Source organism: Corynebacterium sp. HMSC05C01 (assembly GCF_001807155.1).
In the GTDB taxonomy this organism is placed as follows: domain Bacteria; phylum Actinomycetota; class Actinomycetes; order Mycobacteriales; family Mycobacteriaceae; genus Corynebacterium; species Corynebacterium coyleae.
Genome location: NZ_KV787940.1, coordinates 1 through 20,561, shown reverse-complemented (window position 1 = coordinate 20,561; position 20,561 = coordinate 1). Strand labels below are relative to the sequence as shown.

Sequence of the window (20,561 nt, the reverse complement as noted above, 5' to 3'; positions counted from 1 at the left end):
GGAAACATCATCATGGGTTCTCATGCAGTTGCAGATATCCACAGCGAGTCTTTCCCTGAGTACCAGAGCAGGATCGAGGACACGTACATCGAGGGCTACGATCCGGTATCCCTGGGTGCGCCGCACTCGTCCCTGAACCGCAACTTCACCTGGGTTGCGATGGGTCTGCTCCTGTCCGCACTGTTCGGTGTTGGCCTGGCAGTGTGGGGCTGGGGTGCGATGGTCTACGGCTTTGGCTCGCAGACTCACGGTCTGGCAGAGCGTCTGCTCATCCTGGGCGTCGCTGAGGCAGTGATCACCACGGTGCTCGCCTTCATCTTCATCGGCCTTGGCCGGAAGGATTACAAGGAGTACCGCAAGCGCACTGGCCGCGTGAACTAACGCGCTGGACGCTTTTGCCCTCTTCGTTTCGGCGGAGGGGGCATTTTTCGTGCCCATGTCGGCCGGGCTGCTTTAATCGGGGGCATGACTGATCAGTTGATGCCAAGCCCAACCAATGAGGCGGAGCGGCGCCGCGTCCTGCGAAACCACAAGATCGCGGTGACAAGTTTGCTTGGGGTTGCTGCGGTGATCTTCCTTGCGTGCTCGTGGGCGCAATCCCAAGGCGCAACGGCGGCGTGGATTGGTTACGTGCGTGCTGCGGCGGAGGCCGGCATGGTGGGTGGTCTGGCCGACTGGTTTGCGGTGACGGCGTTGTTTAAGCACCCGATGGGGATTCCGATTCCGCACACGGCGATCATCCCGAACAAGAAGGATCAGGTTGCGGGGGCGCTGAGCGACTTTGTCAGCGAGAACTTCCTGAATGCGCGCACGATTACGCAGAAGGTGATGGATGCGGGCATCCCGGAGCGGGTAGGCACGTGGATGGCGCAGCCGGCGAACGCGGAGCGTGTCAGCGAAGAGGTGGGCACGTTCGTGGTGCGCATGGTTGAGGGCATCGATCCGAAGGAGGCGGAGCGGTTCATCGATTCGCAGGTGATCGACCGCTTTGCGGAGCCGATTTGGGGCCCGCCGCTGGGCCGTGCGCTGGAGGGGTTGATTGCGGATGGCAAGGTGGAGCCGGTGGTGGATGACATGGTGGCGTGGGGTCGTCGCAAAGTAAATGGCATGGAGGACACGGTCGTTTCACTTATCGACGAACGTATGCCCCGCTGGGCACCCCAATTCGCCAAAGACCTCGTGGGGCAGCGCGTGTACGACGAGTTGGTGTCGTTCATGGCGGACGTGGACGCGGACCCGCAGCACGAGGCGCGCAGGGCGCTGCGCCGACAGATCAACGACTTCGCGCAGGACCTGCAGTTTGATGGGGAGATGATCTCGCGCGTGGAGGCGTTGAAGGGCGACATCATGGCGTCGAACGCGGTGCGTTCGGCGTCGGCGGGGATGTGGGAGCAGTTGTCCACAGCGTTGGTGGAGGCGGCCTCGGATCCGTCGAGCACGCTGCGCAGGAAGATCGCGGATGCGTCGATGGAATGGGGCGCCAAGCTTCGCGACGACCCCACTGTCCGCGCCGATGCCGAAGCACGCCTGGAAAAGATCACCCACTACGCGGCTGAGAACGGCGCGGAACAGATCGTGGGCATCATCGCGGAGACGATCGAGCGCTGGGATGGGGAGGAAGCAGCGGAGAAGATCGAGCTGATGGTGGGGCGTGACCTGCAGTTTATTCGTCTGAACGGCACTGTGGTCGGTGCACTGGCCGGTTTGGTTATTTACACTGTGACACAGCTCTTGTTCTTTTAGATGAAAGGTAAAACTATGGCTGACAACAATGGCGAGATCCGCAACAACCTGCGCGACGCTGGCGAGGCCCTGCTGCTGGCAGGTTCTTCCCTCGGTGCGGCGCTGGGCAAGGTAGCCGGCGAGCTCTCTGAGCGTTTCCAATCCACGTCCGATGAGGCTCGCACGAACTTGAACGCGGCGACGTCGGAGGGCGACGTGCGCAACGTGGCCAACAACTTCGTCGATGAGGCGGAGAAGCTCTTTAACTCCCTGCGTGAGCGTGATCTGCAGATCTCCGACGACCTCAAGGAGACTGTGACTACGAAGGTAAATGAGGTGCGCGCTGCGCTCAACGAGCGTCTGGATAAGGCTCTTGACGGGGTCGACGACAAGGGTGTTATGAGCGATATCCGCTCGCGTTTCGACGGCCTGGTGGAGCGCCTCCAAGACCAGTTCACCAACACCACCGGTGACGGCGATATTATCGACGGCGAGATTCTGGAGACGGACGAAACCGACTCCAACAACACCGCTAACTAGAAGGTTGGGATATGGATACCGCGGCTCTTGAGCAGATCCAGTTCATCACGACGCTCCCGTCACGCGCGAGCTTCCTCATGCTCTTCGCGGTCGGCATCGCAGGCCTTGTGGCTGCCGGGCTCGTGGCGACGACCCGCCCCGACGCGTTCGAAGCAGCAGGCCGCCAGTCCAAGGGCGCCTGGATTGGCATCCTGGCGCTGTCTGCGGTGGCGTGCATGCTCGGCCTGCCGTTCATCGCATGGTTTGGTGCGGTGGCGATCGGTATCTACTACTTCGACATCCGCCCCCAGATCAAAAACATTCTGGAGGGCAACGCGGGCTGGTAGCACGCCCGCGCCGCCGCAGCGCCGCCGCAGCGGCACCGCTTAACCCTGCTGGGTCGTGAACCCGGCGGGGTTTTCTTGCATCATCTGCAGTTCGTTGAAGTTCACGTCGGTGCCCACCATGGAGACTTGGAGGCCGCCGTCGATGACGCGGAAGTCGTCGATACGCATGGTGCTGTTGGCTTCCTGGGCCATGCCGTTGGACAGGGCGCCGCTGATGGCGTCGGCGACACCGTCGGGCAGGTCGAAGCCGAACAGCGAGGTGTTCTCGGCCTCGAGCGCGAGTTGGCCGTCGCGCATGGAGGGGCGCAGTTCGATGCCTGCGACACCGCCGCTGAACTCGACGGTGAAGGTTCCGGCCTCGGGGTTCGCGGTGACGTCGCTGACGTTGATGAAGTTGGCCAGGAATCCGGCGTCCTCGCCCATCTGCTGCTCCAACTGCTGGTTGAGCATGGCGCGGACGTAGTCGGTGGGCAGATCGGAGGTCAGGTGGAGGGTTTCGGCGACCGGGTCGCCACCTGCGATGTGGACGTTGTCCATCTCCACGACGGCGGCGGGCGCGCCGGTGAAGGTGTTGCCGTCCACAACCAGGGTGGAGTCCTGGTCGATTTTCATGTGGGGGAACTTTCCACCCAGCAGGCCGAGTGTGACTGGCTTTGGGCCGAAGGACACCGAGGTGCCTTCCGGGGCTTCGGACGTGACCTGGTGGGACACGAACGCGCGGATGCCTCCTTCCGCAACGGCGAACAGGAGGAGTACTCCGACGATGATGGAGAGGGTGACTTTCCAGGCTTTGGTCATGCGGGCCAGTTTAGGAACTTGGGGCGATGGCGTTCCACTCGACGGTCACGGAATTGTCGGAAAAGCGGCGCCGCTGGGGCGTGATCGGCCATTTTGCGGCCAGGTCGTCGAGGGCGTGGCGCCAGCGCACGCGCGGGCCGTGGGGTTCCCAGCCGGCGGCGTGTTCCCAGGCGGTATCGGCGTCGGTAAGAAATGCGTGGATGGCCTCGCCGGGCACATTGCGGTGGATCAGCGCTTTGGGGAGGCGCTCCGCCACCTCTGAGGGGGTTGCGGTGTGGAAGGGATCCCAGGAGAGGGTTAAGGAGACGGGGCCGGTGTCGTCGAGAAGCAACCATGCGCAACGGCGCCCAATCTCATCGCAGGTGCCTTCGACGAACAGGCCGCCCGGCGCAAGGCGTGAGCAGACGGTGTCCCACACGTCGGGGACTTGGTCGACGTCGTATTGGCGCAGCACGTTGAAGGCGCGCACGAGGTGGGGGCGGTAGCCAGCAAGTTCGAACCCGCCGAGCTCGAAACGCACGCCGTCGCGGGGCGGCAGGACGCGCTCCGGGTCGATCTCTAAGCCCACGACCTCGATGTCGGGGCGGATCTGGCGCAGCCACCCGGCCCATTCGACGGTGGTGGCATGCGAGGCGCCGTACCCCACATCCACCGCCAGCGGATTGGGCACGGCGCGCAACAGGGACTGGACCCGCGGATGAAAGCGGGTCCAGCGATCAGATCTGCGCAGACGATTAAACCCGGTCGTGCCGCGGGTGATCACCCCGTAGGGTTTGCCCGCCGCACCCGGGTTATCGGCGCGGAGATTGTGATAGTGGGGGATTAGAGGTTCTCGCTAATCCACTGCTCGGTGAGCTTCGCTTCGTTTTCCACGATCTCCTCGAGTGCCTCGGCGACCTTCGGCTCGAGGGCAGCGCCCATAAACGGGATGTTGACCTTGGCTTCGAGCTCGTAGTCAAGCTTGGTGTTGTCGCCGTCGCGGGTTGCTGTGTATTCGGCGCCGAGGTCCACCGGGGTGCCCTTGACGTCGCCGGTCATGGTGTGCTTGGCGGTGTCGCCGTCGAGCGCGCCTACGGTGACGACGCGCTTGAGCTTCAGGTCCTGGGACACCATCGCCTGTGCTGCCGGCGGGAGGATAGAGGTCGGCAGAATCTCAAAGAGGGTTGCGGTGTTGTCCGCGAACTCGTTGAGCTCGCCCGGTTCCGGGGAGAGTTTCTCTGCGATGAACTCCCAGTATTCGCGCGTGGCGTAGGCTTGCGCGACCTTTTCGATCGGCTGGTTGATGGTCACAGTGATCTCACTACGTGCAGTCATGGGTCACAGACTACCGTTGTTGGCGTGTCAACCCCATCATTTGCCTCTCTGACCACGTTGCGCGTCGGCGGTTCGCCGGCCGAGATCATCGAGTGCACCAGCGCCGAAGCACTCGCCGAGACCGTTGCGCGCCTTGATCGCGCCGGTTCGCCGCTGCTTGTTGTTGGCGGCGGGTCCAACCTGCTTGTTGCGGAAGGTGCGCTCGATCTGACTGCTGTGTTGGTGCGCAACGAGGGCATCTCGCTTATCGACGACACCACGCTGCGCATCCAAGCCGGCACCGTCTGGGACGACGTGGTTGCCTTTGCCGTCGACCATGGCCTCGGTGGTATCGAAGCCTTGTCGGGCATTCCGGGTTCCGCTGGTGCGACCCCGGTGCAAAACGTCGGCGCGTATGGCTCCGAGATTTCCGACGTGCTGACCCGCGTGCGCCTCTACAACCGCGAGACGGGTGCCGACGAGTGGATGTCCGCCGATTCCCTCGACCTGGCGTACCGCTACTCCAACCTGAAGTTCACCTCGCGTGCCGTGGTGCTGGAGATCGAGCTGGCGCTGGAGAAGACCGACCAGTCGATCCCGCTGCGCCACCTGGGCGGGGAGCGTGTGTCGCTGGCGGAGGCCCGCGCATCCGTGCTGGAGACGCGCCGGGCGAAGGGCATGGTTCTCGACGCGGATGACCACGACACGTGGTCCGCGGGCTCGTTTTTCACCAACCCGGTCGTGCCCACCGCGCTGGCGGATGAGATCGAGGCCAAGGTCGGCGAAGACCACATGCCACGCTTTGCCGCTGGTGAGGGCCAAGAGAAGTTGTCTGCGGCGTGGCTGATCGAGCGCGCCGGCTGCCCCCGCGGATTCCCCGGTGAGGACGCGCCAGCGCGCCTGTCCACCAAGCACACCCTCGCCCTGACGAACAGGGGTAACGCCACGGCGGACGACATCGTGGCGTTGGCGCGGAGGGTGCAGGGGGTCGTCGACAAGCAGTTTGGCGTTGAGCTGCACCCCGAGCCGGTCTGGGTGGGCCTTTAGCGCTGCTCGAGCTTGGACAGCAGGTCCTCGCGGACCTCGCGGCGGCGTAGCTTGCCCATCTGGTCCTTGGCCAGCTCCTCGAAGTGGTAGAAGGTGCGCGGCACCTTGTAACGGGTGAGGTTCTCGCGGGCGAAGTCCTTCAGGCCGTCGGGGTCGAGGGCGGCGCCGTCGCGAAGCACGACGCAGGCGACAACATCCTCCGAACCGTCGGAGCGTGGACGTCCCACGACGGCGACATCCTCGACGTCCTTGTGGGTGCGGATGACCTCCTCAACCTCCGCAGGGTAGACGTTGAACCCGCCGGTGATGATGAGCTCCTTGATGCGGGAGACGAGCTTGATAAAGCCGTCCTCCTCCATCACACCCATGTCGCCGGTGCGGAACCAACCGTTGTGGAAGACCTTCTCGGTGGCCTCAGGGTTGTTGAAGTAGCCGGAGAACACCTGCGGGCCCTTCGCCAGGATTTCGCCGTCCTCGCCGTAGGGCATGTCCTTGTCCGGGTTGTCCGGGTCGACGATGCGGATCTCGGTGTCGGGGAAGGGGATGCCAATGTAGCCGGGGCGACGATCCGCGGTCTGCGGGTTGCCCACGATGATCGGCGACGTCTCGGTCAGGCCGTAGCCTTCGACCAGGCGACCGCCGGTGGCGCGCTCCCAGCCCTCGATAATCTCCTTCGGCAGCGACGACGCACCCGAGAAGCCAATCTGGACCGGGGACAGGTCGATGTTCTTCTTCTCCGCAGCCTGCAGGATGCGCTCGAACAGGGTGGGCACACCCGGAATGAATGTTGGCGGGGTTTTCTTGATGGCCTTCATCACAAGAGGCATCTGCGGGGCTGGCAGGAGCACAAGTTCTGAGCCGATCAGCATGGTCAACGTCAACGAGAACGTCAGGCCGTAGGCGTGGAAGAACGGCAGGGCCGCCAGCATGCGCTGGTTGCCCTCTTGGAGTTCCTTTACCCACGCCTGGCCCTGCAGCGGGTTGGCAACCAGGTTTGCGTGCGAGAGTGCCGCGCCCTTCGGCGCGCCGGTCGTGCCGGAGGTGTACAGGATCACCGCGGGGCTTTCCGGAGTGATCTCTGCTGGGGTTTCCAAGTCAGTGCCCAGCCCACCGATGGCGGAGCTGGTCAACGACTCCCACGGCACCGTGTTGCTGCACGGGCCGGTGAGCGCTGCGCGGGCTTCCATCACCTTTGGCAGCGGCAGGCGCAGCGCGAGCTGCTGGGCGCGTGGCATGGCCTTGATCATGTTCACGCTGACCACGGTTTCCAGCGGAGTGTCGGCGCGCAGCTGCTCAAGCGTGTCGGCGGCCTTGTCCCACACGATTGCCACACGGGCGCCGTGGTTCTTGAATTGTGGGCGCAGCTCGTGGGCGGTGTAGAGCGGGTTGTGCTCGACGACAACACCGCCGATCTTCTGCACAGCAAAGAAGGCGGCGACGTGCTGCGGGCAGTTCGGCAGCATGATGGCCACGCGGTCACCCGGGCGAACGCCGAAGGCTTTCAGACCTGCGGCGGCGCGGCGCACCTCGCGGTCGAGCTCGCTAAACGTCTGGGTGCGGCCGAAGAACCTGGTGGCGGTGTTGTTGCCGTTGGCGGCCAGGTTGTCGTCGTAAAGATCGTTCAGCGTGCGGTTGCCGTACTCCAGCGAGTGGGCGGTCCACTCGGGGTAGTACTGCAGCCAGGGGGCGTCTCCATTGGTTGGGGAGGGTGAAGTCATGGTGACCACCCTACGCCCATCTACCTACGGTTGGGTAAGAAGACTGACGAGAGTGTCGCGAACCTCACGGCGACGAATCTTGCCCGTCTGGTCCCGGTTCAGCTCCTCGAAGTGGTAGAACTCGCGCGGCACCTTGTAGCGCGTCAGGTGCTTGCGGGCGTAGGCCTTGAGGCCTTCGGGGTCGAGCGCGGCGCCGTCGACAAGTGTGATGCACGCGACAACGTCCTCGGCGCCATCCTCGCGGGGGCGGCCGACGACTGCGATGTCGTCGATATCCGGATGGCGGCGAAGTACGCCCTCCACCTCGTCCGGGTACACGTTGAAGCCACCGGTGATGATCATCTCCTTGATGCGCGCCACCAACTTGATCCAGCCGTCCGGCTCCATGACGGCCATGTCGCCGGTGCGGAACCAGCCATCGTGGAACGCGTTCTCGTTCGCCTCCGGGTTGTTCAAATAGCCTGCGAAGACCTGCGGGCCACGGGCGAGCAGCTCGCCTGGCTCGCCGTCGGGCATGGTGCGAGAGGGGTCGTCCGGGTCAGCGATGCGGATCTCCGTATTGGGGAAGGGGAGACCGATGTAGCCCGGACGACGTGTGCCGTCGAGGGGGTTGCCGGCGAGGATCGGCGAGGTTTCCGTCAGGCCGTAGCCCTCGATGAGGCGCCCGCCCGTGGTGTTTTCCCACAGTTCGATCGTCTCTGCAGGCAGGGTGGATGCGCCGGAGATCGACGTGTGAATCGAGGAAAGGTCGACGTTGTCTTTCTTCGCCCATTCGATGATTTTGGCGTACAGCGTGGGCACGCCCGGCAGCATCGTAGGCCGCGTTTTCAGGATCGCCGACTGGTACAACTGCGGCTGCGGTGCGGGCACGAGCACGATCTGCCCGCCGACCGTCAGTGGCAGGCCGTAGTTCAACGCAAGGCCGTAGATGTGGAACATCGGCAGCACGGCGAGCACCTTTTCGCGCACCGCACCCCAGTCCTCCAGCCACTCGATACCCGCCTTGAGGACCGAGACGATATTGCGGTGCGACAGTGGCGCACCCTTGGGTTTCCCGGAGGTGCCTGAGGTGTAGAGGATAAAGGCGGTGGTTTCCGGTTCGATCGGTGGCAGGTGCACCGTGCGCGAACGCGTCCGCAGTAGGTCGGTGAAGTTCATGGTCCCTGGGGTGGGGGCGCTGAGCTCGGCGCGCTTCTTCTTTACCGGCGGAATCGGCAGCGCGAGCAATGCCTTGAGGTGCGTTGGCATTTCGTCGATCATGTTGACGGCCACAACGGTTTCCAGCGGGGTGCGTCCGCGCAGGGAGAGGAAGGTGTCCGCTTCACGGTCGAAGACAATCGCAATCTTCGCTCCGTGGTCGTTGAACTGTGGCTCGAGCTCGTCTGCGGTGTAGAGCGGGTTGTGTTCGACGACGACCGCGCCCAGTCGCAGGATTGCTGTGACTGCGATGACGTGCTGCGGGCAGTTGGGTAGTGCAACCGCAACGCGGTCCCCAGGTTGGACGCCGAGTTTGACCAAGCCGGCTGCCGCGCTGCCGACGTGATCGTTGAGCTCAGCGTAGGTGAGCTCCTTGCCCATGAACCATGTTGCAGCGCTGCGCGGTTGGGTGGCCACGGCCCGGTTGAACCAGCTCACGAGCGTGTCTGTGCCGATTTCGGGACGCGGGTTCGTCCATTCGGCGTATTGCTCAATCCAGGCCTGTGTGTCTGCGGCGCCCATTGCATCCTCTCGGTTATGGTCATGTGTAACTAAACGTGTTGCGGAGTATAACTTACTCTTGCGTAGGTTGTGAATGGGTGCGCGCAAGAAATTGATCATCTACACTTGCCCGCATCACATATTTGGGGAAATACGGGGGGATTTTTCATGACCACGTTCCATGACGCCACGCTTCGCGACGCTGTTGCCATGCCGGAGCTTGAACTCACACCACCTGAGGTGCTCGATCAAACCAACCTGGTGGATCCGGTGAAATCGCCGCCGAAACAGGGCTGGCGCAAAATGATCCACACCGCCACTCGTGGTCGCATCAACCCGGGCGGTTCGCGCAAAGAGCTCGAGGAGCAGCAGCTTATCGACGCCATCCGTGCGCCCCTGCGCGGCGACTACCGCATTGCGGTGATGAGCCTGAAAGGTGGCGTCGGTAAGACCACAACCACCGTTGGCCTTGGAGGCGTGTTCGCACAGACCCGTGGGGATCGCGTCATCGCCATCGACGCCAACCCGGACCTGGGCACACTTGCCCAACGCGCAGCAACCGCGCCACCGGCCACCATCCGTGACCTGCTCCACGCGCCGGAAACGCACCGCTACCCGCAGGTCCGTGCCTTTACTAACCAGGCAGCATCGCGGCTCGAGGTGATCGGCTCCGAGCGAGACCCGGCGGTCTCCGAGGCGTTTTCGGAAGCCGACTACCGCCACGCCATCGACATCCTGCAGCACCACTACAACGTCATTCTCACCGACTGTGGCACCGGCCTGATGCACTCCGCGATGGCGGGCGTGCTCGACCTGGCCAACGCGCTTGTGCTGGTCACCTCACCTGCTCTCGACGGCGCGCAGTCCGCATCCGCGACCCTCGACTGGCTCAACCTCCACGGCTACGACCAGTTGGCCGCCAACGCTGTCGTGGTCATTTCCTCATCCGCACCGGGCAAGCCGACCATCGACATGGGCAAGGTTACCGAACACTTCGCCTCGCGTACGCGGGCGGTACACACGATCCCGTACGACAGGCACCTGGCGGAAGGTGCGGTCGTCGATTTGGAGCGCATGGCCGCGGCAACCCTGAAGTCCTATCAGCACCTGGCGGCTACGGTGGCGGCGGACTTCGGTGCGTGGCACCGGCACGCGGCGCACTAAAGGCCTTTGTAGACCTCGCCACGCGGCGCGATGCGCAGTACTTCCACTAGAACGACTTTTTGCTGAACTGAGTAGATGATCCGGAACCCGCCAACCCGGATTCGGAAATCGTCGTAGCCGGTTAATCGGACACAACCGGCGGGGAATGGATTAGCGGAGAGCGCTTGTAAGGCTTCGGTAATTCGCTCGAAGGTGTTTCGGTCGCTTCGTCGAATTTTTCTGAGGTCACGACTGGCTTGGTTGGTGAGCTCGACTTGGTATTTCATTGACACCCCCTAGAAAATGTGTACAGTGTGTACCAACTGTACACAGTATGAATGAAGGGGTGGTGCACTGTGAAAGCGCCGGAAGACGCAATTGCGCTTGTTGAATTGCGGAATCGCTTAGGTGAGACGGTTGACCGAGCGAATTATGCAGGTGAGCGGGTGTTGATTACCCGGAACGGGAAGTCTGCTGCAGCTATCGTGCCGGTTGAAGACTTGGTGCTGTTGGAAGAGCTAGAGCAGGTCGCTGACCGCGAACTGCTACGCCGTGCCCGTGAGGAGGACGACGGAACGAGGACACCGCTCGAGGTGGTTCTCAAACAGCTCGCTGAGGAAGACTTGCAAAGCCATACCAACGCGCAGTGACGCAGGGTTTTGCGCCGCGCTAATCTGGCCCGCATGCGCGTCGCCATGATTTCAATGCACACCTCTCCGCTCGAGCAGCCGGGAATCGGTGATGCCGGTGGCATGAACGTCTACGTTCACAACATTGCGACCCAACTGGCCCGCCAGGGCACGCAGGTGGATGTGTTCACCCGTGCGACGCGGCCCAGCCAGGGCGAGATCGTCGAGGTCGAGCCAGGCTACCGGGTGATCAATATCGTCGCCGGGCCGTATGAGGGGCTGGAGAAAGAAGACCTGCCGACCCAACTCGCTGCGTTCGCCGGCGGGGTGGTGCAGTTCTGCCGAGCAGACGAGCGCTCTTACGGCCTGATCCATTCCCACTACTGGCTCTCCGGCCAGGTGGGGTGGTTGCTCGCCGACCTTGCTGGGGTGCCGCTGGTGCACACCGGGCATACGTGGGCGGCGGTGAAAAACGCCTACGGTGTGGGTGGCTCGGAGTCGGAGGCGCGCCGTATTTGTGAGCAGCAACTCGTGGACAACGCCGAAACGCTCGTGGTCAACACCGAGGATGAAACCAGCGAGCTTGCCCGCTTCTACGACGTGGACCCGTCGAAGATCTCCGTGGTCAGCCCTGGTGCGGACACGGAACTGTTCACCCCTGGCACGAACCGCAACACGGAACTTGCACGCCGCCACCTGGGCATTCCGTTGCACGCGAAGGTGGTTGCGTTCGTCGGCAGGCTGCAGGATTTCAAGGGCCCGCAGGTGTTGTTGCGTGCGATGGGGGAGGTCGTGCGCCGCGGCAGCGTCGAAGGTCCGTTGCGCGTGATCATCTGTGGTGGGGCGAGCGGGTCCGGTTCGTCGGTGGAGCACTACCGTGCGATCGCGGACGAGGAGGCGCTGGGTGCCACCGTGCGTTTCCTTGGCCCGCGTCCGCCTGAAGAACTCGTCAGCATCTACCAAGCAGCGGACGTCGTCGCGGTGCCGAGTTACAACGAAAGCTTCGGCCTGGTCGCCGTGGAAGCGCAGGCCACAGGTACGCCGGTGGTGGCGGCGAAGGTCGGCGGGCTCCCGATCGCGGTGTGTGACGGGGAGACCGGCCTGCTGGTGGGCAGTCACGACACCAACGAGTGGGCGGATGCACTGGAGCGGTTGCTTATCGACGACTCCACGCGCATCCACATGGGCGAATCCGCCGTCCGCCACGCGGCCCGGTTTAGCTGGGCGGCGTCGGCAGACCAGCTCGCGGGCGTCTATAAGCAAGCGCTCGACGGTTACGACCCCTGTGAGGCTCCCCGGATCCCCGGCGGCAACTAGCGGATGATCGCGTTCACGGCGGCGCTGATCTCACCTGCACGCTGGTTGGCTGCGGCACCCGCACGTCCGGCAAGCTCCTGCGCTGCGGCAACCGGGTCTGCTGCTTGGGGAAGACGCTGCGCCTCCCCGGCGAGGCGAGCAGCATCAGCCTGGGCACCGTTGACTGCGCCGGTGAGTTTGTGGAACTTCGACGGTGCCGGCGCGGGCTTGTTGGCGGCGGCTGGGTTGTGTTGGGCGATTTCGTCGCGAAGCGTCGCAAACTCCGCGCGCGGCGCCGGCTCAGCAGGAGTAAACGCCTGATTTACCTGACCGTCGGGGATGCCGTAGGCGGACTCGAGCGCACGATCGACCTGCTGGGAGTTGCCGAAGGGGCCGTATCCGATGACGGTCAACCCGATGGCCTCGCCCGTGCGCGGGTCGTAGTTGATGCCGCCGGAATCACCCGAGGCGTAGTTCAACCCGACGTGCCAGATGAAGTTCTGGGTACGAAACACCTGGGTGCCGCATGAGCGGCCGGTGCGCATGCCGTCTTTGCAGATGGGCTGGCCAAAGTTGTCAAAGCTGATCAGCTCGTTGCCCAGGCTGCGGTAGTCCTTCACCCCGGTGATCGCCACGTTCCGGGAAGGTGCAGAACCCCACTGGTCGCGGGAGGTGGACCAGCCGGAGGCAGAAACGCCTGGGTCGAGGCGGACCATGGCCCAGTCGGGCTCGTCGATAATGCGGTAGAAGTCCATCAATTCGCCGTTGCCCAGCTCGAACTTCTTGCGCTGCGTATCAATGGTGCCCACGTGCGGGTAGCGCACCCCGCCACCACTTCGTACCGGCGCGTACACCTCCGGGCGCACCGTTTTATCGTCCACGTCGAAGCAGTGCGCGGCGGTGATCATGATCCGCTTCGTCTGCCCGTCAGGGGTGCGCACCACACCGGAAGGGCCCTGGCTGCAGCGCGAGGTGTTAGCAAACGAATTAGAGCCCTCGAACAGTGTGGCCACGGGTGCGCCGGGGGCGGCAAGCGCAGGCGCTGCGGCAGCAGATGGGGCAGTGGTCAGTGCCGCGGCGACGGCAACCGCGGCGGCGTAGCGAAAAACCTTGAGCATGCCCACGACACTAAACCTCTTTCGTGGCATGCTTAAAGTCATGGGTAACGGAAAGTTGATTCTTGTACGTCACGGTCAAAGTGAGTGGAACAAGTCGAACCAGTTCACCGGCTGGGTGGACGTCGACCTGACAGAGCAGGGCGAGCGCGAAGCCGTCAACGCCGGCAAGCTCATGGTTGAAAAGGGTGTCCTGCCGGACATCGTGTTCACTTCGCTGCTGCGTCGCGCGATCCGCACCGCCAACATTGCGTTGAACGCAGCGGACCGCCACTGGATCCCGGTTGTGCGCAACTGGCGCCTCAACGAGCGCCACTACGGCAAGCTGCAGGGCCTGAACAAGGCGGAGATCCGCGACAAGTACGGCGATGAGCAGTTCATGGAGTGGCGTCGTTCCTACGACACTCCGCCACCGGCGATCGACATCGATAACGAGTACGCGCAGACCAACGACCCGCGCTACGCGTTCCTGCCGGAGGTGCCGCGCACCGAGTGCCTGCAGGACGTTGTGCGTCGCTTCCTGCCGTACTACGAGGAGGCAATCTTGCCGCAGCTGCTGCAGGGCAAGACTGTCATGGTCGCAGCGCACGGTAACTCTCTGCGTGCGCTGGTGAAGTACCTCGACGGCATTTCCGACGAGGACATTGCGGCGCTGAACATCCCGACCGGCATGCCGCTGCTGTACGAAATCGGCGAGCGCGGCAAGGTGCTCAACCCGGGCGGTACCTACCTCGACCCGGAGGCTGCCGCTGCAGGCGCTGCCGCTGTGGCGAACCAGGGCAAGAAGTAGCGCTTAGGCTGTGTCGCCAGTTCTTGCGTTTATTCTCGGCGCGCTCGTCGCCGTCCCCGCTGTCCACCTCGGGCAGCGGGCGTTGCGTTGGCATGCCCGAAACAGCGCGGACGACCACGATGAACACACAGGCGTGAGCACTGTCAGCGATATGTTGCACCTGGTGACACAGGGATCGCCCACCGGCATCGTCGTCGTTGGAAGAAATGGCAAGGTGCAACTGTCCAACGCGCGTGCTCACGATATGTCGCTTGTGCACGACGGCACCGTCAACCCCCGCGTATTCGATGTTGCGGAGCAGGTGATGGACGATGCGGAGCAACGTGTCATCGACATGGAGATGCCACAGCGCACCACCGGTAACCGCATCCGTAACGTGCGCGCGGTAGTTGCTCCGTTGACGCTGACGGATAACTCGTCGGTGATCATTTACGGCTCCGACGAGTCTGAGAATGTGCGGATGGAGCACGCGCGGCGTGATTTCGTCGCAAATGTCTCGCACGAGCTCAAAACCCCCGTCGGTGGCATGTCGCTGCTGGCGGAGGCGCTTCTGCAGGATCCGACTGACCCGGAGATGGTCGAATACTTCGGCGGGAAACTGCACAAGGAAGCGCACCGCATGGGGGAGATGATCACGGACCTGATTGCGCTGTCGAAGTTGCAAGGCGCGGAAGCGCTGCCCGACATGGCGCCAGTGCGTGTCGACGACATCATCGACGAAGCCGTCATCCGCAACCACGTCACCGCCGAAAACCGCAAGATTGAGATCAACCGTGGCGCCCCCACTGGGCTGTACGTGCTCGGCGACAAGTCGATGCTCACAGTGGCGGTGGCCAACCTGATATCCAACGCGATCAACTACTCGCCGGATGGGCAGCCGGTGAGCATCACACAGAAAACGGTGCGCGACAAAGCGGTGCTGATCCGTGTCACGGACCGCGGCATCGGCATTGCGCCCGAGGACCAAAAACGCGTGTTTGAGCGGTTCTACCGGGTGGATAAGGCCCGTTCTCGCTCGACAGGTGGCACTGGCCTGGGACTGGCGATTGTCAAGCACGTGGTTGCCAACCATGGCGGTAACATAACCGTGTGGTCCAGGCCCGGCACCGGCTCAACGTTCACCATTGAGTTGCCGATCTTTGACCCGGAAACTGTTCACGCCTCTGCTGGCAGAAAGGAACTTGAGCAGCAGTGACGACCATCCTTATCGTCGAGGACGAAGAGAACTTATCGGACCCGCTCGCGTTTTTGCTGGGCAAGGAAGGGTTTGAGACCAAGATCGCGCCGGACGGTCCGACGGCGCTGCAGCTCTTCGACTCTGAAGACATCGATCTGGTTCTGCTGGATCTCATGCTGCCAGGGATGAGCGGCACGGAGGTGTGCCGAAAGCTGCGTGCGGAGTCGTCGGTGCCGATCATTATGGTCACGGCGCGTGACAGTGAGATCGATAAGGTTGTCGGCCTGGAGCTGGGGGCGGACGACTACGTGACCAAGCCGTACTCCACCCGCGAACTCGTCGCCCGCATCCGCGCGGTGCTGCGCCGCGGTCCGGAGGCGGAAAGTGTGGAGGAGGCCGACGACCAGCTGCTGAAGGGCGGCCGGGTGGTCATGGACATCGACCGTCACACGGTGCTCGTGGACGGCCAGCCGGTGCCTATGCCGCTCAAAGAGTTCGACCTGCTCGAGTACCTCATGCGCAACGCCGGCCGCGTGCTCACCCGCGGCCAGTTGATCGACCGCATCTGGGGCGCCGATTACGTGGGCGACACCAAGACCCTGGACGTGCACGTCAAGCGGTTGCGTTCCAAGATCGAGGCTGAGCCGAAGCGCCCCACCCAGCTGGTTACCGTGCGCGGCCTGGGTTACAAGTTCGAGGCCTGATCCGTCGCGGGGTGGGTGGCTTTCGCCTCCCGCGGCAGGTTCGCGCGAGCCTCGCAATGCTTTGCGACGATCGCATACGGGACCTCACCAATCAGCGCAATCAACTCGTCCTTCATGGACTGCCAAATCGGCTTGAGGCTGCCGTTGTTCGGGGTGTGGCACTGCGGTGAGGCGGTGCACCACCAGTCGAAGTCCTCGCCGCCGTCGCCCCATTGGCGGCGGTCGTACTCACCGATGGTGGTGCGCAGGATCTCGTGGCCGTCGCTACGCTCTTGCCATTCATCCTCGCGGGAAAACGGCACCTGCCAGCACACTTCCGGCTTAGTGCCAACGATGTTGTGGCCTTCCGCCATCGCCCACTGGTGCAGCGCACAGCCCGCACCGGTCGGGTGGCCGGGGCGGTTAGCAAAGATGCAAGCGCCGTCGACCACCTTCGTCTTGATGTGTGGGCCGTCGTCCTCTTCGTCACTGTCGTCCCACTCCAGCCACGGCTCGAGCCACGTGGGGTCGTCGGCCTTGAAGAACTCATCCGTGTCGGCCGGACGCAACTGCCAGTACTTCGCCGGCATCAACGCAACGGAGTTATATACGGTGTCGCGGTCTTCTTCGTCGGCAATGTATGCGCCGTGGATGCAGCAGCCGACCGCCTGGTTGGATTCGTCGATACCCAGGCACTGTGACGTGCCAAAGCGGCATGACCAGGTGGACTCGAGCCAGGTCAGATCTAGCGAAAACGTGTGGTCAGGGTCCTCCGGGTGGACAAACTCAAACCATTCGCGCGGGAATTCCTGGGCCGTTTCCCTGCCTGCCGCAATGGAGCGACCTGCCGGGGAATCTGCCGGAAAGCCAAGAAAAACAGGATTCGGGGCTGGTTGATTCACACTTGCACACCGTAGACCCGTTACGCTGAGGTGGTGCGATTAGGTGTATTAGACGTCGGAAGCAACACCGTCCATCTTGTGGCGGTCGATGCATACGGTGGCGGACGCCCCACCCCGATGAGTGACTGGAAGCAGCCGCTGCGGCTTGTCGAGTTGCTGGATAAGAAAGGCAACATCGAACAAAAAGGCATCGACAAACTTGTCGACGCCTGCCAGGAAGCAGCCGACCTCTCCAACAATCTCAAGTGCAAAGAGGTCCTTGCCTTCGCCACCTCGGCAGTACGCTCCGCGACGAACTCCGAGGACGTGCTGAAGCAGGTGAAGAAGAAAACCGGCGTGGACCTAGAGATCCTCTCCGGCGAAGAGGAAGCACGCCTGACCTTCCTCGCCGCCCGCCGCTGGCACGGCTGGTCCGCCGGCCGCATCACCAACCTGGACATCGGCGGTGGCTCGCTCGAGATTTCCTCAGGCACCGAAGAAATGCCGGACCTGGCAGTGTCGCTGGACCTCGGCGCTGGCCGTCTGACCCACGAGTGGTTCGACACCGACCCGCCAGAGCGTAAGAAGATCAACATGCTGCGCGACTACATCGACGCGGAACTCGCCGGCCCCGCCGAAGAATTTAAAGCACTCGGCGAGGTAGGCCTGGCGGTGGGTACGTCGAAGACGTTCCGCTCCCTTGCCCGCCTTACCGGTGCAGCACCATCGTCGGCAGGTCCGTTCGTGCAGCGCACCCTCACCGCACCCGGTCTGCGCCAGCTCATCGCGTTCATTTCACGCATGACAGCAGCGGACCGTGCGGAGCTCGAAGGCATCAATGCGGACCGATCCCACCAGATCGTCGCCGGTGCCCTCGTTGCCGAGGCTGCAATGCGCGCACTAAATATTGATAAGTTGGAGATCTGCCCGTGGGCCTTGCGTGAAGGCGTGATTCTGAAACGCATCGACCAGGGCGGTTTGAATGCCGATAAAGGAGACGACGAGTAAATGGCCGACAAGCAGCTCACGGTAGCCGAGCTCCTCGCGCGCGCCGAGAAGGAAAACCCTTCGGCCACACGACGCCCCCGGCGCCGCCGCAGCCTCGAAGACGGTGGCGTTTCGGTCGCCGAGCTCACCGACTCCTTTAAGAAGGTCAACGTCAAGCCTGTCGAGGCGAAGCACTCGAGCGTGCCTATCGACGCCCCCGCCGAACCGGCAAAGACCCCCAAGCAGGAGAAGCCTGCGGAGAAGCCTGCCAAGCAGGAGAAGCCTGAAGAGGCAGTGGCCAAGGCGAAGCCGACTCAGGCTCCGCCTGCCGAGGACGACACCCACGTCATTCCGGTCGTGCGCGAAGGCGCTGCCAAGCCGGCAGGAAAGCCGGCAGAGAAACCTGCTGCTAAGCCTGCGGAGAAGCCTGCAGCACAGGCCACGGCACCGGCGGCGCCTGCGGCAGCTGCGGCTGCTGTGGCGGCTCCTCAGTCGGAGGAGAAGCCGGTAGATGAGGTAGTCGTCGATAAGCAGGATGCGGAGCTCGACCTGTTCGAGAACGACCTGCCTGATGAGGACGTCCGCGACATCGAAGTCGAGGACGCCTCCATCAACCCGATTCTGATGGTGCTGCTCGTTGGCCTGGGCGTGCTGCTGGGTGTGCTTGGGTTCCTGGCATTCAAGTGGCTGTGGGCGCACGTCATCCCAGTTGTTGCGGTGCTGCTTGGCATCGTCGCAGTGGTCGGCGTGGTTTTCGGTGTGCGTGCGATGCGCACCGGACGTGATGGTCTGAACATGGCGCTTGCAGGTATCGCTGCAGCAGTTATGGCATTTGGGCCCGCGTTGATCTAAACATGGCAACCATGGCAAACATCGCAATTATTGGCGCCGGAAATATCGGCGAAGCGCTCCTGTCGGGTCTGATCCAGTCCGGTTACGACCCGGAGAAGATCACGGCGACGAATAGGTCGTCGCAACGCAGCGAAGTATTGCGTGAGCGCTACGGCGTGCGCACCACCAACGACAACCACGAAGCCGTACAGCACGCCGACGTCGTGTTCCTGTGCGTGAAACCCGCGGGCATCCTCGACGTCATCGCCGAAATTGGCGAAGGCTTTGGCGACGCCGACAACACCCCGGTCCTGGTCTCCATGGCAGCAGGTATCACGCTGGCAGCGATGGAAGAGGCAGTGGCGCTCGCAGGCGCCCCGATCGCGCGCGTTATGCCGAATACGCCCATGCTCGTCGGTAAGGGCGTGCTTGCGGTGACCTACGGGCGTTTCGTTGACGACGAGCAGCGGCAGACCGTCGATGAACTGCTCGCCGCCGCCGGCGAGGTTGTCACCGTCACCGAACCGCAGATCGACGCAGTGACCGCAGTGTCCGGCTCCGGCCCTGCGTACTTCTTCCTTGTCACCGAAGCGATGGTGGACGCGGGCGTGTCCCTCGGCCTGCCGCGCGACCTTGCGGAGCGTCTGGCTAAGGCCACCGCGGCCGGTGCAGGCGCGATGCTGGAAGGCGAGGATGGGCCCGTGCAGTTGCGTGCCAACGTTTCGTCCCCGGCAGGCACAACCGCGCGTGCGATCCGCGAGTTGGAGGAGTCCGGTCTGCGTGGTGCGTTCTACCGCGCGATGGAGGCCTGTGCGCGCCGGTCGAAGGAACTTGGCGAGGAATAACCCCGGTAGTCACACCCGTCACAACTGATGCTGTGTGTTCACTACCTGCACTCTGAAAAAATTCTCTCCCTTAAGTCGCACTCAACCCATGTTTCACGTTAGGGTGGTTGGAGCACGTGCGTGTTCGTCCTGCGGGAGGGGAAGCCTGCAGCGCGTTTGCGTGCCGAGAGGTAAGAATTAAGTGGTTAATGAAGATAAAGGAAAGTTCCTGACGGTCGCCGAAGTCGCGGAGATTATGCGCGTCTCCAAGATGACCGTCTACCGCCTCGTTCACTCCGGCGAACTGCCTGCCGTCCGCGTAGGCCGTTCGTTCCGTGTCAACGAAAACGCGGTGAACGAATACCTGGAGTCCTCCGTCTACGACGTGGGGTAAAACCACTCCAGACCCCTACGAAACGCCCGTTCCCACCTGATTTCAGTGGGGGAACGGGCGTTTTCGGTTTTTGGCTGCTGGTCTGCACGCCTGTATGCTTGGCGTGTTCAGGTTGGCCACAACCTGTGGGAGTGTGCACCTCCCACTGTTCCGCGCAAGCGGTCGTGCCGACCACGTACGTACGAAGCAACGTTAGAAAAGAGGAAGCCTTATGGGTTCAGTTATTAAGAAGCGCCGCAAGCGTATGTCGAAGAAGAAGCACCGCAAGATGCTCCGCCGCACTCGTGTGCAGCGTCGTAAGCTCGGCAAGTAAGCCAAGCGCCGCCCGCCTCCGTATTCGTGGAGGCGGGCTTTTTGTTTGTCCCGGGTGGGGTGGATGGTGGGCTGTGGGTGTGTCCCTATATATGGCGTCGGATTGGGGTTGGGGCGGATGGTGGGGTGGTGTTCTCCTGGTCTGTGGGCTGATCGTCTAGCTGGGCTTGTGATGCTGCTAGACGGTCTCGTTTTGGCCTCTGTGTTTGCCCTGGTGGTGTTGGGGTTGTTTGTCGTTATGGGGCTGATCGTCTAGCTGGTGTTTCGGGGTGCTAGACGATGAGCGTTGGGGTGGTGGACTGGTGTGTTCGTGGGGTTGAAACACAGTGTTTTCGTGTCTTGAGGCCTGTTATGGCG

The 20,561-nt window shown here is 63.1% G+C and carries 24 protein-coding genes; 16 read left to right on the top strand and 8 right to left on the bottom strand.

Going from position 1 to position 20,561, the window contains the following annotated elements; translation table 11 throughout:
• The first annotated feature begins 12 nt into the window (after positions 1–12).
• From HMPREF3145_RS01580 to HMPREF3145_RS01565, 4 genes are all read left to right on the top strand, one after another.
• Positions 13–381, top strand: a complete 369-nt coding sequence (locus HMPREF3145_RS01580) for a hypothetical protein (RefSeq protein ID WP_070421511.1) — start codon at positions 13–15, stop codon at positions 379–381.
• A gap of 84 nt (positions 382–465) precedes the next feature.
• Positions 466–1,743 (top strand): DUF445 domain-containing protein, encoded by a 1,278-nt coding sequence (locus HMPREF3145_RS01575; protein ID WP_246817460.1) that lies wholly within the window; start codon positions 466–468, stop codon positions 1,741–1,743.
• Positions 1,744–1,758: 15 nt separating this feature from the next.
• Positions 1,759–2,262 carry a CGLAU_01105 family protein gene (locus HMPREF3145_RS01570; RefSeq protein ID WP_070421509.1) on the top strand — a complete coding sequence of 168 codons (504 nt, stop codon included), beginning with the start codon at positions 1,759–1,761 and terminating at the stop codon, positions 2,260–2,262.
• A gap of 11 nt (positions 2,263–2,273) precedes the next feature.
• The gene (locus HMPREF3145_RS01565; RefSeq protein ID WP_083279324.1) at positions 2,274–2,588 is read left to right on the top strand and encodes a DUF2516 family protein; all 315 of its coding nucleotides are present in this window, start codon (positions 2,274–2,276) and stop codon (positions 2,586–2,588) included.
• Positions 2,589–2,627: 39 nt separating this feature from the next.
• On the opposite strand, the gene HMPREF3145_RS01560 is transcribed toward HMPREF3145_RS01565, so the two are convergent.
• Genes HMPREF3145_RS01560 through HMPREF3145_RS01550 form a run of 3 tightly spaced genes read right to left on the bottom strand, consistent with a single transcriptional unit; the run spans position 2,628 to position 4,700 of the window.
• Positions 2,628–3,386, bottom strand: a complete 759-nt coding sequence (locus HMPREF3145_RS01560) for an LmeA family phospholipid-binding protein (RefSeq protein WP_070421508.1) — start codon at positions 3,384–3,386, stop codon at positions 2,628–2,630.
• 10 nt (positions 3,387–3,396) lie between these two features.
• Complete coding sequence (locus HMPREF3145_RS01555) at positions 3,397–4,209, bottom strand: class I SAM-dependent methyltransferase (RefSeq protein ID WP_070421507.1); 813 nt, start codon at positions 4,207–4,209, stop codon at positions 3,397–3,399.
• Positions 4,209–4,700, bottom strand: coding sequence for a DUF2505 domain-containing protein (locus tag HMPREF3145_RS01550; protein WP_070421584.1), 492 nt, complete (start codon positions 4,698–4,700; stop codon positions 4,209–4,211). The genes HMPREF3145_RS01555 and HMPREF3145_RS01550 overlap by 1 nt, the downstream gene beginning before the upstream one ends.
• A 24-nt stretch (positions 4,701–4,724) precedes the next feature.
• On the opposite strand from HMPREF3145_RS01550, the gene HMPREF3145_RS01545 reads away from it, so the two are divergent.
• Complete coding sequence (locus tag HMPREF3145_RS01545) at positions 4,725–5,726, top strand: UDP-N-acetylmuramate dehydrogenase (RefSeq protein WP_141740779.1); 1,002 nt, start codon at positions 4,725–4,727, stop codon at positions 5,724–5,726.
• Here the strand turns inward: HMPREF3145_RS01545 and HMPREF3145_RS01540 are convergent.
• Both HMPREF3145_RS01540 and HMPREF3145_RS01535 read right to left on the bottom strand, forming a co-directional pair.
• Positions 5,723–7,444 (bottom strand): long-chain-fatty-acid--CoA ligase, encoded by a 1,722-nt coding sequence (locus tag HMPREF3145_RS01540; protein WP_070421586.1) that lies wholly within the window; start codon positions 7,442–7,444, stop codon positions 5,723–5,725. The two genes, HMPREF3145_RS01545 and HMPREF3145_RS01540, sit on opposite strands and share 4 nt — an antisense overlap.
• Before the next feature lie 24 nt (positions 7,445–7,468).
• On the bottom strand, positions 7,469–9,262 hold the full coding sequence (locus HMPREF3145_RS01535) for a long-chain-fatty-acid--CoA ligase (protein WP_371325688.1): 1,794 nt from the start codon (positions 9,260–9,262) through the stop codon (positions 7,469–7,471).
• A gap of 48 nt (positions 9,263–9,310) precedes the next feature.
• Between HMPREF3145_RS01535 and HMPREF3145_RS01530 the strand changes: the two genes are divergently transcribed.
• A complete protein-coding gene (locus tag HMPREF3145_RS01530) occupies positions 9,311–10,306 on the top strand; it encodes a MinD/ParA family ATP-binding protein (protein WP_246815474.1) in 996 nt (331 codons plus the stop codon).
• On the opposite strand, the gene HMPREF3145_RS01525 is transcribed toward HMPREF3145_RS01530, so the two are convergent.
• The gene (locus HMPREF3145_RS01525; protein WP_070421505.1) at positions 10,303–10,572 is read right to left on the bottom strand and encodes a type II toxin-antitoxin system RelE family toxin; all 270 of its coding nucleotides are present in this window, start codon (positions 10,570–10,572) and stop codon (positions 10,303–10,305) included. The two genes, HMPREF3145_RS01530 and HMPREF3145_RS01525, sit on opposite strands and share 4 nt — an antisense overlap.
• 69 nt (positions 10,573–10,641) lie before the next feature.
• Between HMPREF3145_RS01525 and HMPREF3145_RS01520 the strand changes: the two genes are divergently transcribed.
• Together HMPREF3145_RS01520 and mshA are read left to right on the top strand one after the other, a co-directional pair.
• Complete coding sequence (locus HMPREF3145_RS01520) at positions 10,642–10,935, top strand: type II toxin-antitoxin system prevent-host-death family antitoxin (RefSeq protein ID WP_246815475.1); 294 nt, start codon at positions 10,642–10,644, stop codon at positions 10,933–10,935.
• 33 nt (positions 10,936–10,968) lie between these two features.
• The gene (gene mshA, locus HMPREF3145_RS01515) at positions 10,969–12,231 is read left to right on the top strand and encodes a D-inositol-3-phosphate glycosyltransferase (protein ID WP_070421503.1); all 1,263 of its coding nucleotides are present in this window, start codon (positions 10,969–10,971) and stop codon (positions 12,229–12,231) included.
• Here the strand turns inward: mshA and HMPREF3145_RS01510 are convergent.
• A complete protein-coding gene (locus HMPREF3145_RS01510) occupies positions 12,228–13,328 on the bottom strand; it encodes a chymotrypsin family serine protease (RefSeq protein ID WP_141740778.1) in 1,101 nt (366 codons plus the stop codon). The genes mshA and HMPREF3145_RS01510 overlap by 4 nt on opposite strands.
• A gap of 40 nt (positions 13,329–13,368) precedes the next feature.
• On the opposite strand from HMPREF3145_RS01510, the gene HMPREF3145_RS01505 reads away from it, so the two are divergent.
• The 3 genes from HMPREF3145_RS01505 to HMPREF3145_RS01495 are packed head-to-tail and all read left to right on the top strand — an operon-like array spanning position 13,369 to position 15,996.
• Positions 13,369–14,115 (top strand): phosphoglyceromutase, encoded by a 747-nt coding sequence (locus tag HMPREF3145_RS01505; RefSeq protein WP_070421582.1) that lies wholly within the window; start codon positions 13,369–13,371, stop codon positions 14,113–14,115.
• 10 nt (positions 14,116–14,125) lie between these two features.
• Positions 14,126–15,310 carry a sensor histidine kinase gene (locus HMPREF3145_RS01500; RefSeq protein WP_070421501.1) on the top strand — a complete coding sequence of 395 codons (1,185 nt, stop codon included), beginning with the start codon at positions 14,126–14,128 and terminating at the stop codon, positions 15,308–15,310.
• A complete protein-coding gene (locus HMPREF3145_RS01495) occupies positions 15,307–15,996 on the top strand; it encodes a response regulator transcription factor (RefSeq protein ID WP_070421500.1) in 690 nt (229 codons plus the stop codon). Before HMPREF3145_RS01500 ends, HMPREF3145_RS01495 begins: the two co-directional genes overlap by 4 nt.
• Here HMPREF3145_RS01495 and HMPREF3145_RS01490 read toward each other — a convergent pair.
• Positions 15,978–16,877: a DUF3109 family protein gene (locus HMPREF3145_RS01490; protein WP_070421499.1), complete on the bottom strand. Its 900-nt coding sequence runs from the start codon at positions 16,875–16,877 to the stop codon at positions 15,978–15,980. The two genes, HMPREF3145_RS01495 and HMPREF3145_RS01490, sit on opposite strands and share 19 nt — an antisense overlap.
• 33 nt (positions 16,878–16,910) lie before the next feature.
• On the opposite strand from HMPREF3145_RS01490, the gene HMPREF3145_RS01485 reads away from it, so the two are divergent.
• The 5 genes from HMPREF3145_RS01485 (at position 16,911) to HMPREF3145_RS11400 (ending at position 20,205) form a co-directional block, all read left to right on the top strand.
• Complete coding sequence (locus tag HMPREF3145_RS01485; RefSeq protein WP_070421581.1) at positions 16,911–17,864, top strand: Ppx/GppA family phosphatase; 954 nt, start codon at positions 16,911–16,913, stop codon at positions 17,862–17,864.
• Positions 17,865–18,695: a hypothetical protein gene (locus tag HMPREF3145_RS11765; RefSeq protein ID WP_070421498.1), complete on the top strand. Its 831-nt coding sequence runs from the start codon at positions 17,865–17,867 to the stop codon at positions 18,693–18,695. It abuts the gene before it with no gap.
• 11 nt (positions 18,696–18,706) lie between these two features.
• Complete coding sequence (gene proC / locus HMPREF3145_RS01475) at positions 18,707–19,519, top strand: pyrroline-5-carboxylate reductase (RefSeq protein ID WP_070421580.1); 813 nt, start codon at positions 18,707–18,709, stop codon at positions 19,517–19,519.
• A gap of 181 nt (positions 19,520–19,700) precedes the next feature.
• Complete coding sequence (locus HMPREF3145_RS01470) at positions 19,701–19,892, top strand: helix-turn-helix domain-containing protein (RefSeq protein ID WP_070421497.1); 192 nt, start codon at positions 19,701–19,703, stop codon at positions 19,890–19,892.
• A gap of 211 nt (positions 19,893–20,103) precedes the next feature.
• Positions 20,104–20,205 carry a 30S ribosomal protein bS22 gene (locus HMPREF3145_RS11400; RefSeq protein WP_003855542.1) on the top strand — a complete coding sequence of 34 codons (102 nt, stop codon included), beginning with the start codon at positions 20,104–20,106 and terminating at the stop codon, positions 20,203–20,205.
• Positions 20,206–20,561: the final 356 nt, after the last annotated feature.

Excerpts from the sequence above, each read along its gene's own strand:
- HMPREF3145_RS01550 (WP_070421584.1), bottom strand. The coding sequence starts at position 4,700 with ATGACTGCACGTAGTGAGATCACTGTGACCATCAACCAGCCGATCGAA.
- HMPREF3145_RS01570 (WP_070421509.1), top strand. The coding sequence starts at position 1,759 with ATGGCTGACAACAATGGCGAGATCCGCAACAACCTGCGCGACGCTGGC.
- HMPREF3145_RS01575 (WP_246817460.1), top strand. The coding sequence starts at position 466 with ATGACTGATCAGTTGATGCCAAGCCCAACCAATGAGGCGGAGCGGCGC.
- HMPREF3145_RS11765 (WP_070421498.1), top strand. The coding sequence starts at position 17,865 with ATGGCCGACAAGCAGCTCACGGTAGCCGAGCTCCTCGCGCGCGCCGAG.
- HMPREF3145_RS01565 (WP_083279324.1), top strand. The coding sequence starts at position 2,274 with ATGGATACCGCGGCTCTTGAGCAGATCCAGTTCATCACGACGCTCCCG.
- HMPREF3145_RS01525 (WP_070421505.1), bottom strand. The coding sequence starts at position 10,572 with ATGAAATACCAAGTCGAGCTCACCAACCAAGCCAGTCGTGACCTCAGA.
- HMPREF3145_RS01535 (WP_371325688.1), bottom strand. The coding sequence starts at position 9,262 with ATGATCAATTTCTTGCGCGCACCCATTCACAACCTACGCAAGAGTAAG.
- HMPREF3145_RS01540 (WP_070421586.1), bottom strand. The coding sequence starts at position 7,444 with ATGACTTCACCCTCCCCAACCAATGGAGACGCCCCCTGGCTGCAGTAC.
- HMPREF3145_RS11400 (WP_003855542.1), top strand. The coding sequence starts at position 20,104 with ATGGGTTCAGTTATTAAGAAGCGCCGCAAGCGTATGTCGAAGAAGAAG.
- HMPREF3145_RS01530 (WP_246815474.1), top strand. The coding sequence starts at position 9,311 with ATGACCACGTTCCATGACGCCACGCTTCGCGACGCTGTTGCCATGCCG.
- proC (WP_070421580.1), top strand. The coding sequence starts at position 18,707 with ATGGCAAACATCGCAATTATTGGCGCCGGAAATATCGGCGAAGCGCTC.
- HMPREF3145_RS01510 (WP_141740778.1), bottom strand. The coding sequence starts at position 13,328 with ATGCTCAAGGTTTTTCGCTACGCCGCCGCGGTTGCCGTCGCCGCGGCA.
- HMPREF3145_RS01505 (WP_070421582.1), top strand. The coding sequence starts at position 13,369 with ATGGGTAACGGAAAGTTGATTCTTGTACGTCACGGTCAAAGTGAGTGG.
- HMPREF3145_RS01580 (WP_070421511.1), top strand. The coding sequence starts at position 13 with ATGGGTTCTCATGCAGTTGCAGATATCCACAGCGAGTCTTTCCCTGAG.
- HMPREF3145_RS01560 (WP_070421508.1), bottom strand. The coding sequence starts at position 3,386 with ATGACCAAAGCCTGGAAAGTCACCCTCTCCATCATCGTCGGAGTACTC.
- mshA (WP_070421503.1), top strand. The coding sequence starts at position 10,969 with ATGCGCGTCGCCATGATTTCAATGCACACCTCTCCGCTCGAGCAGCCG.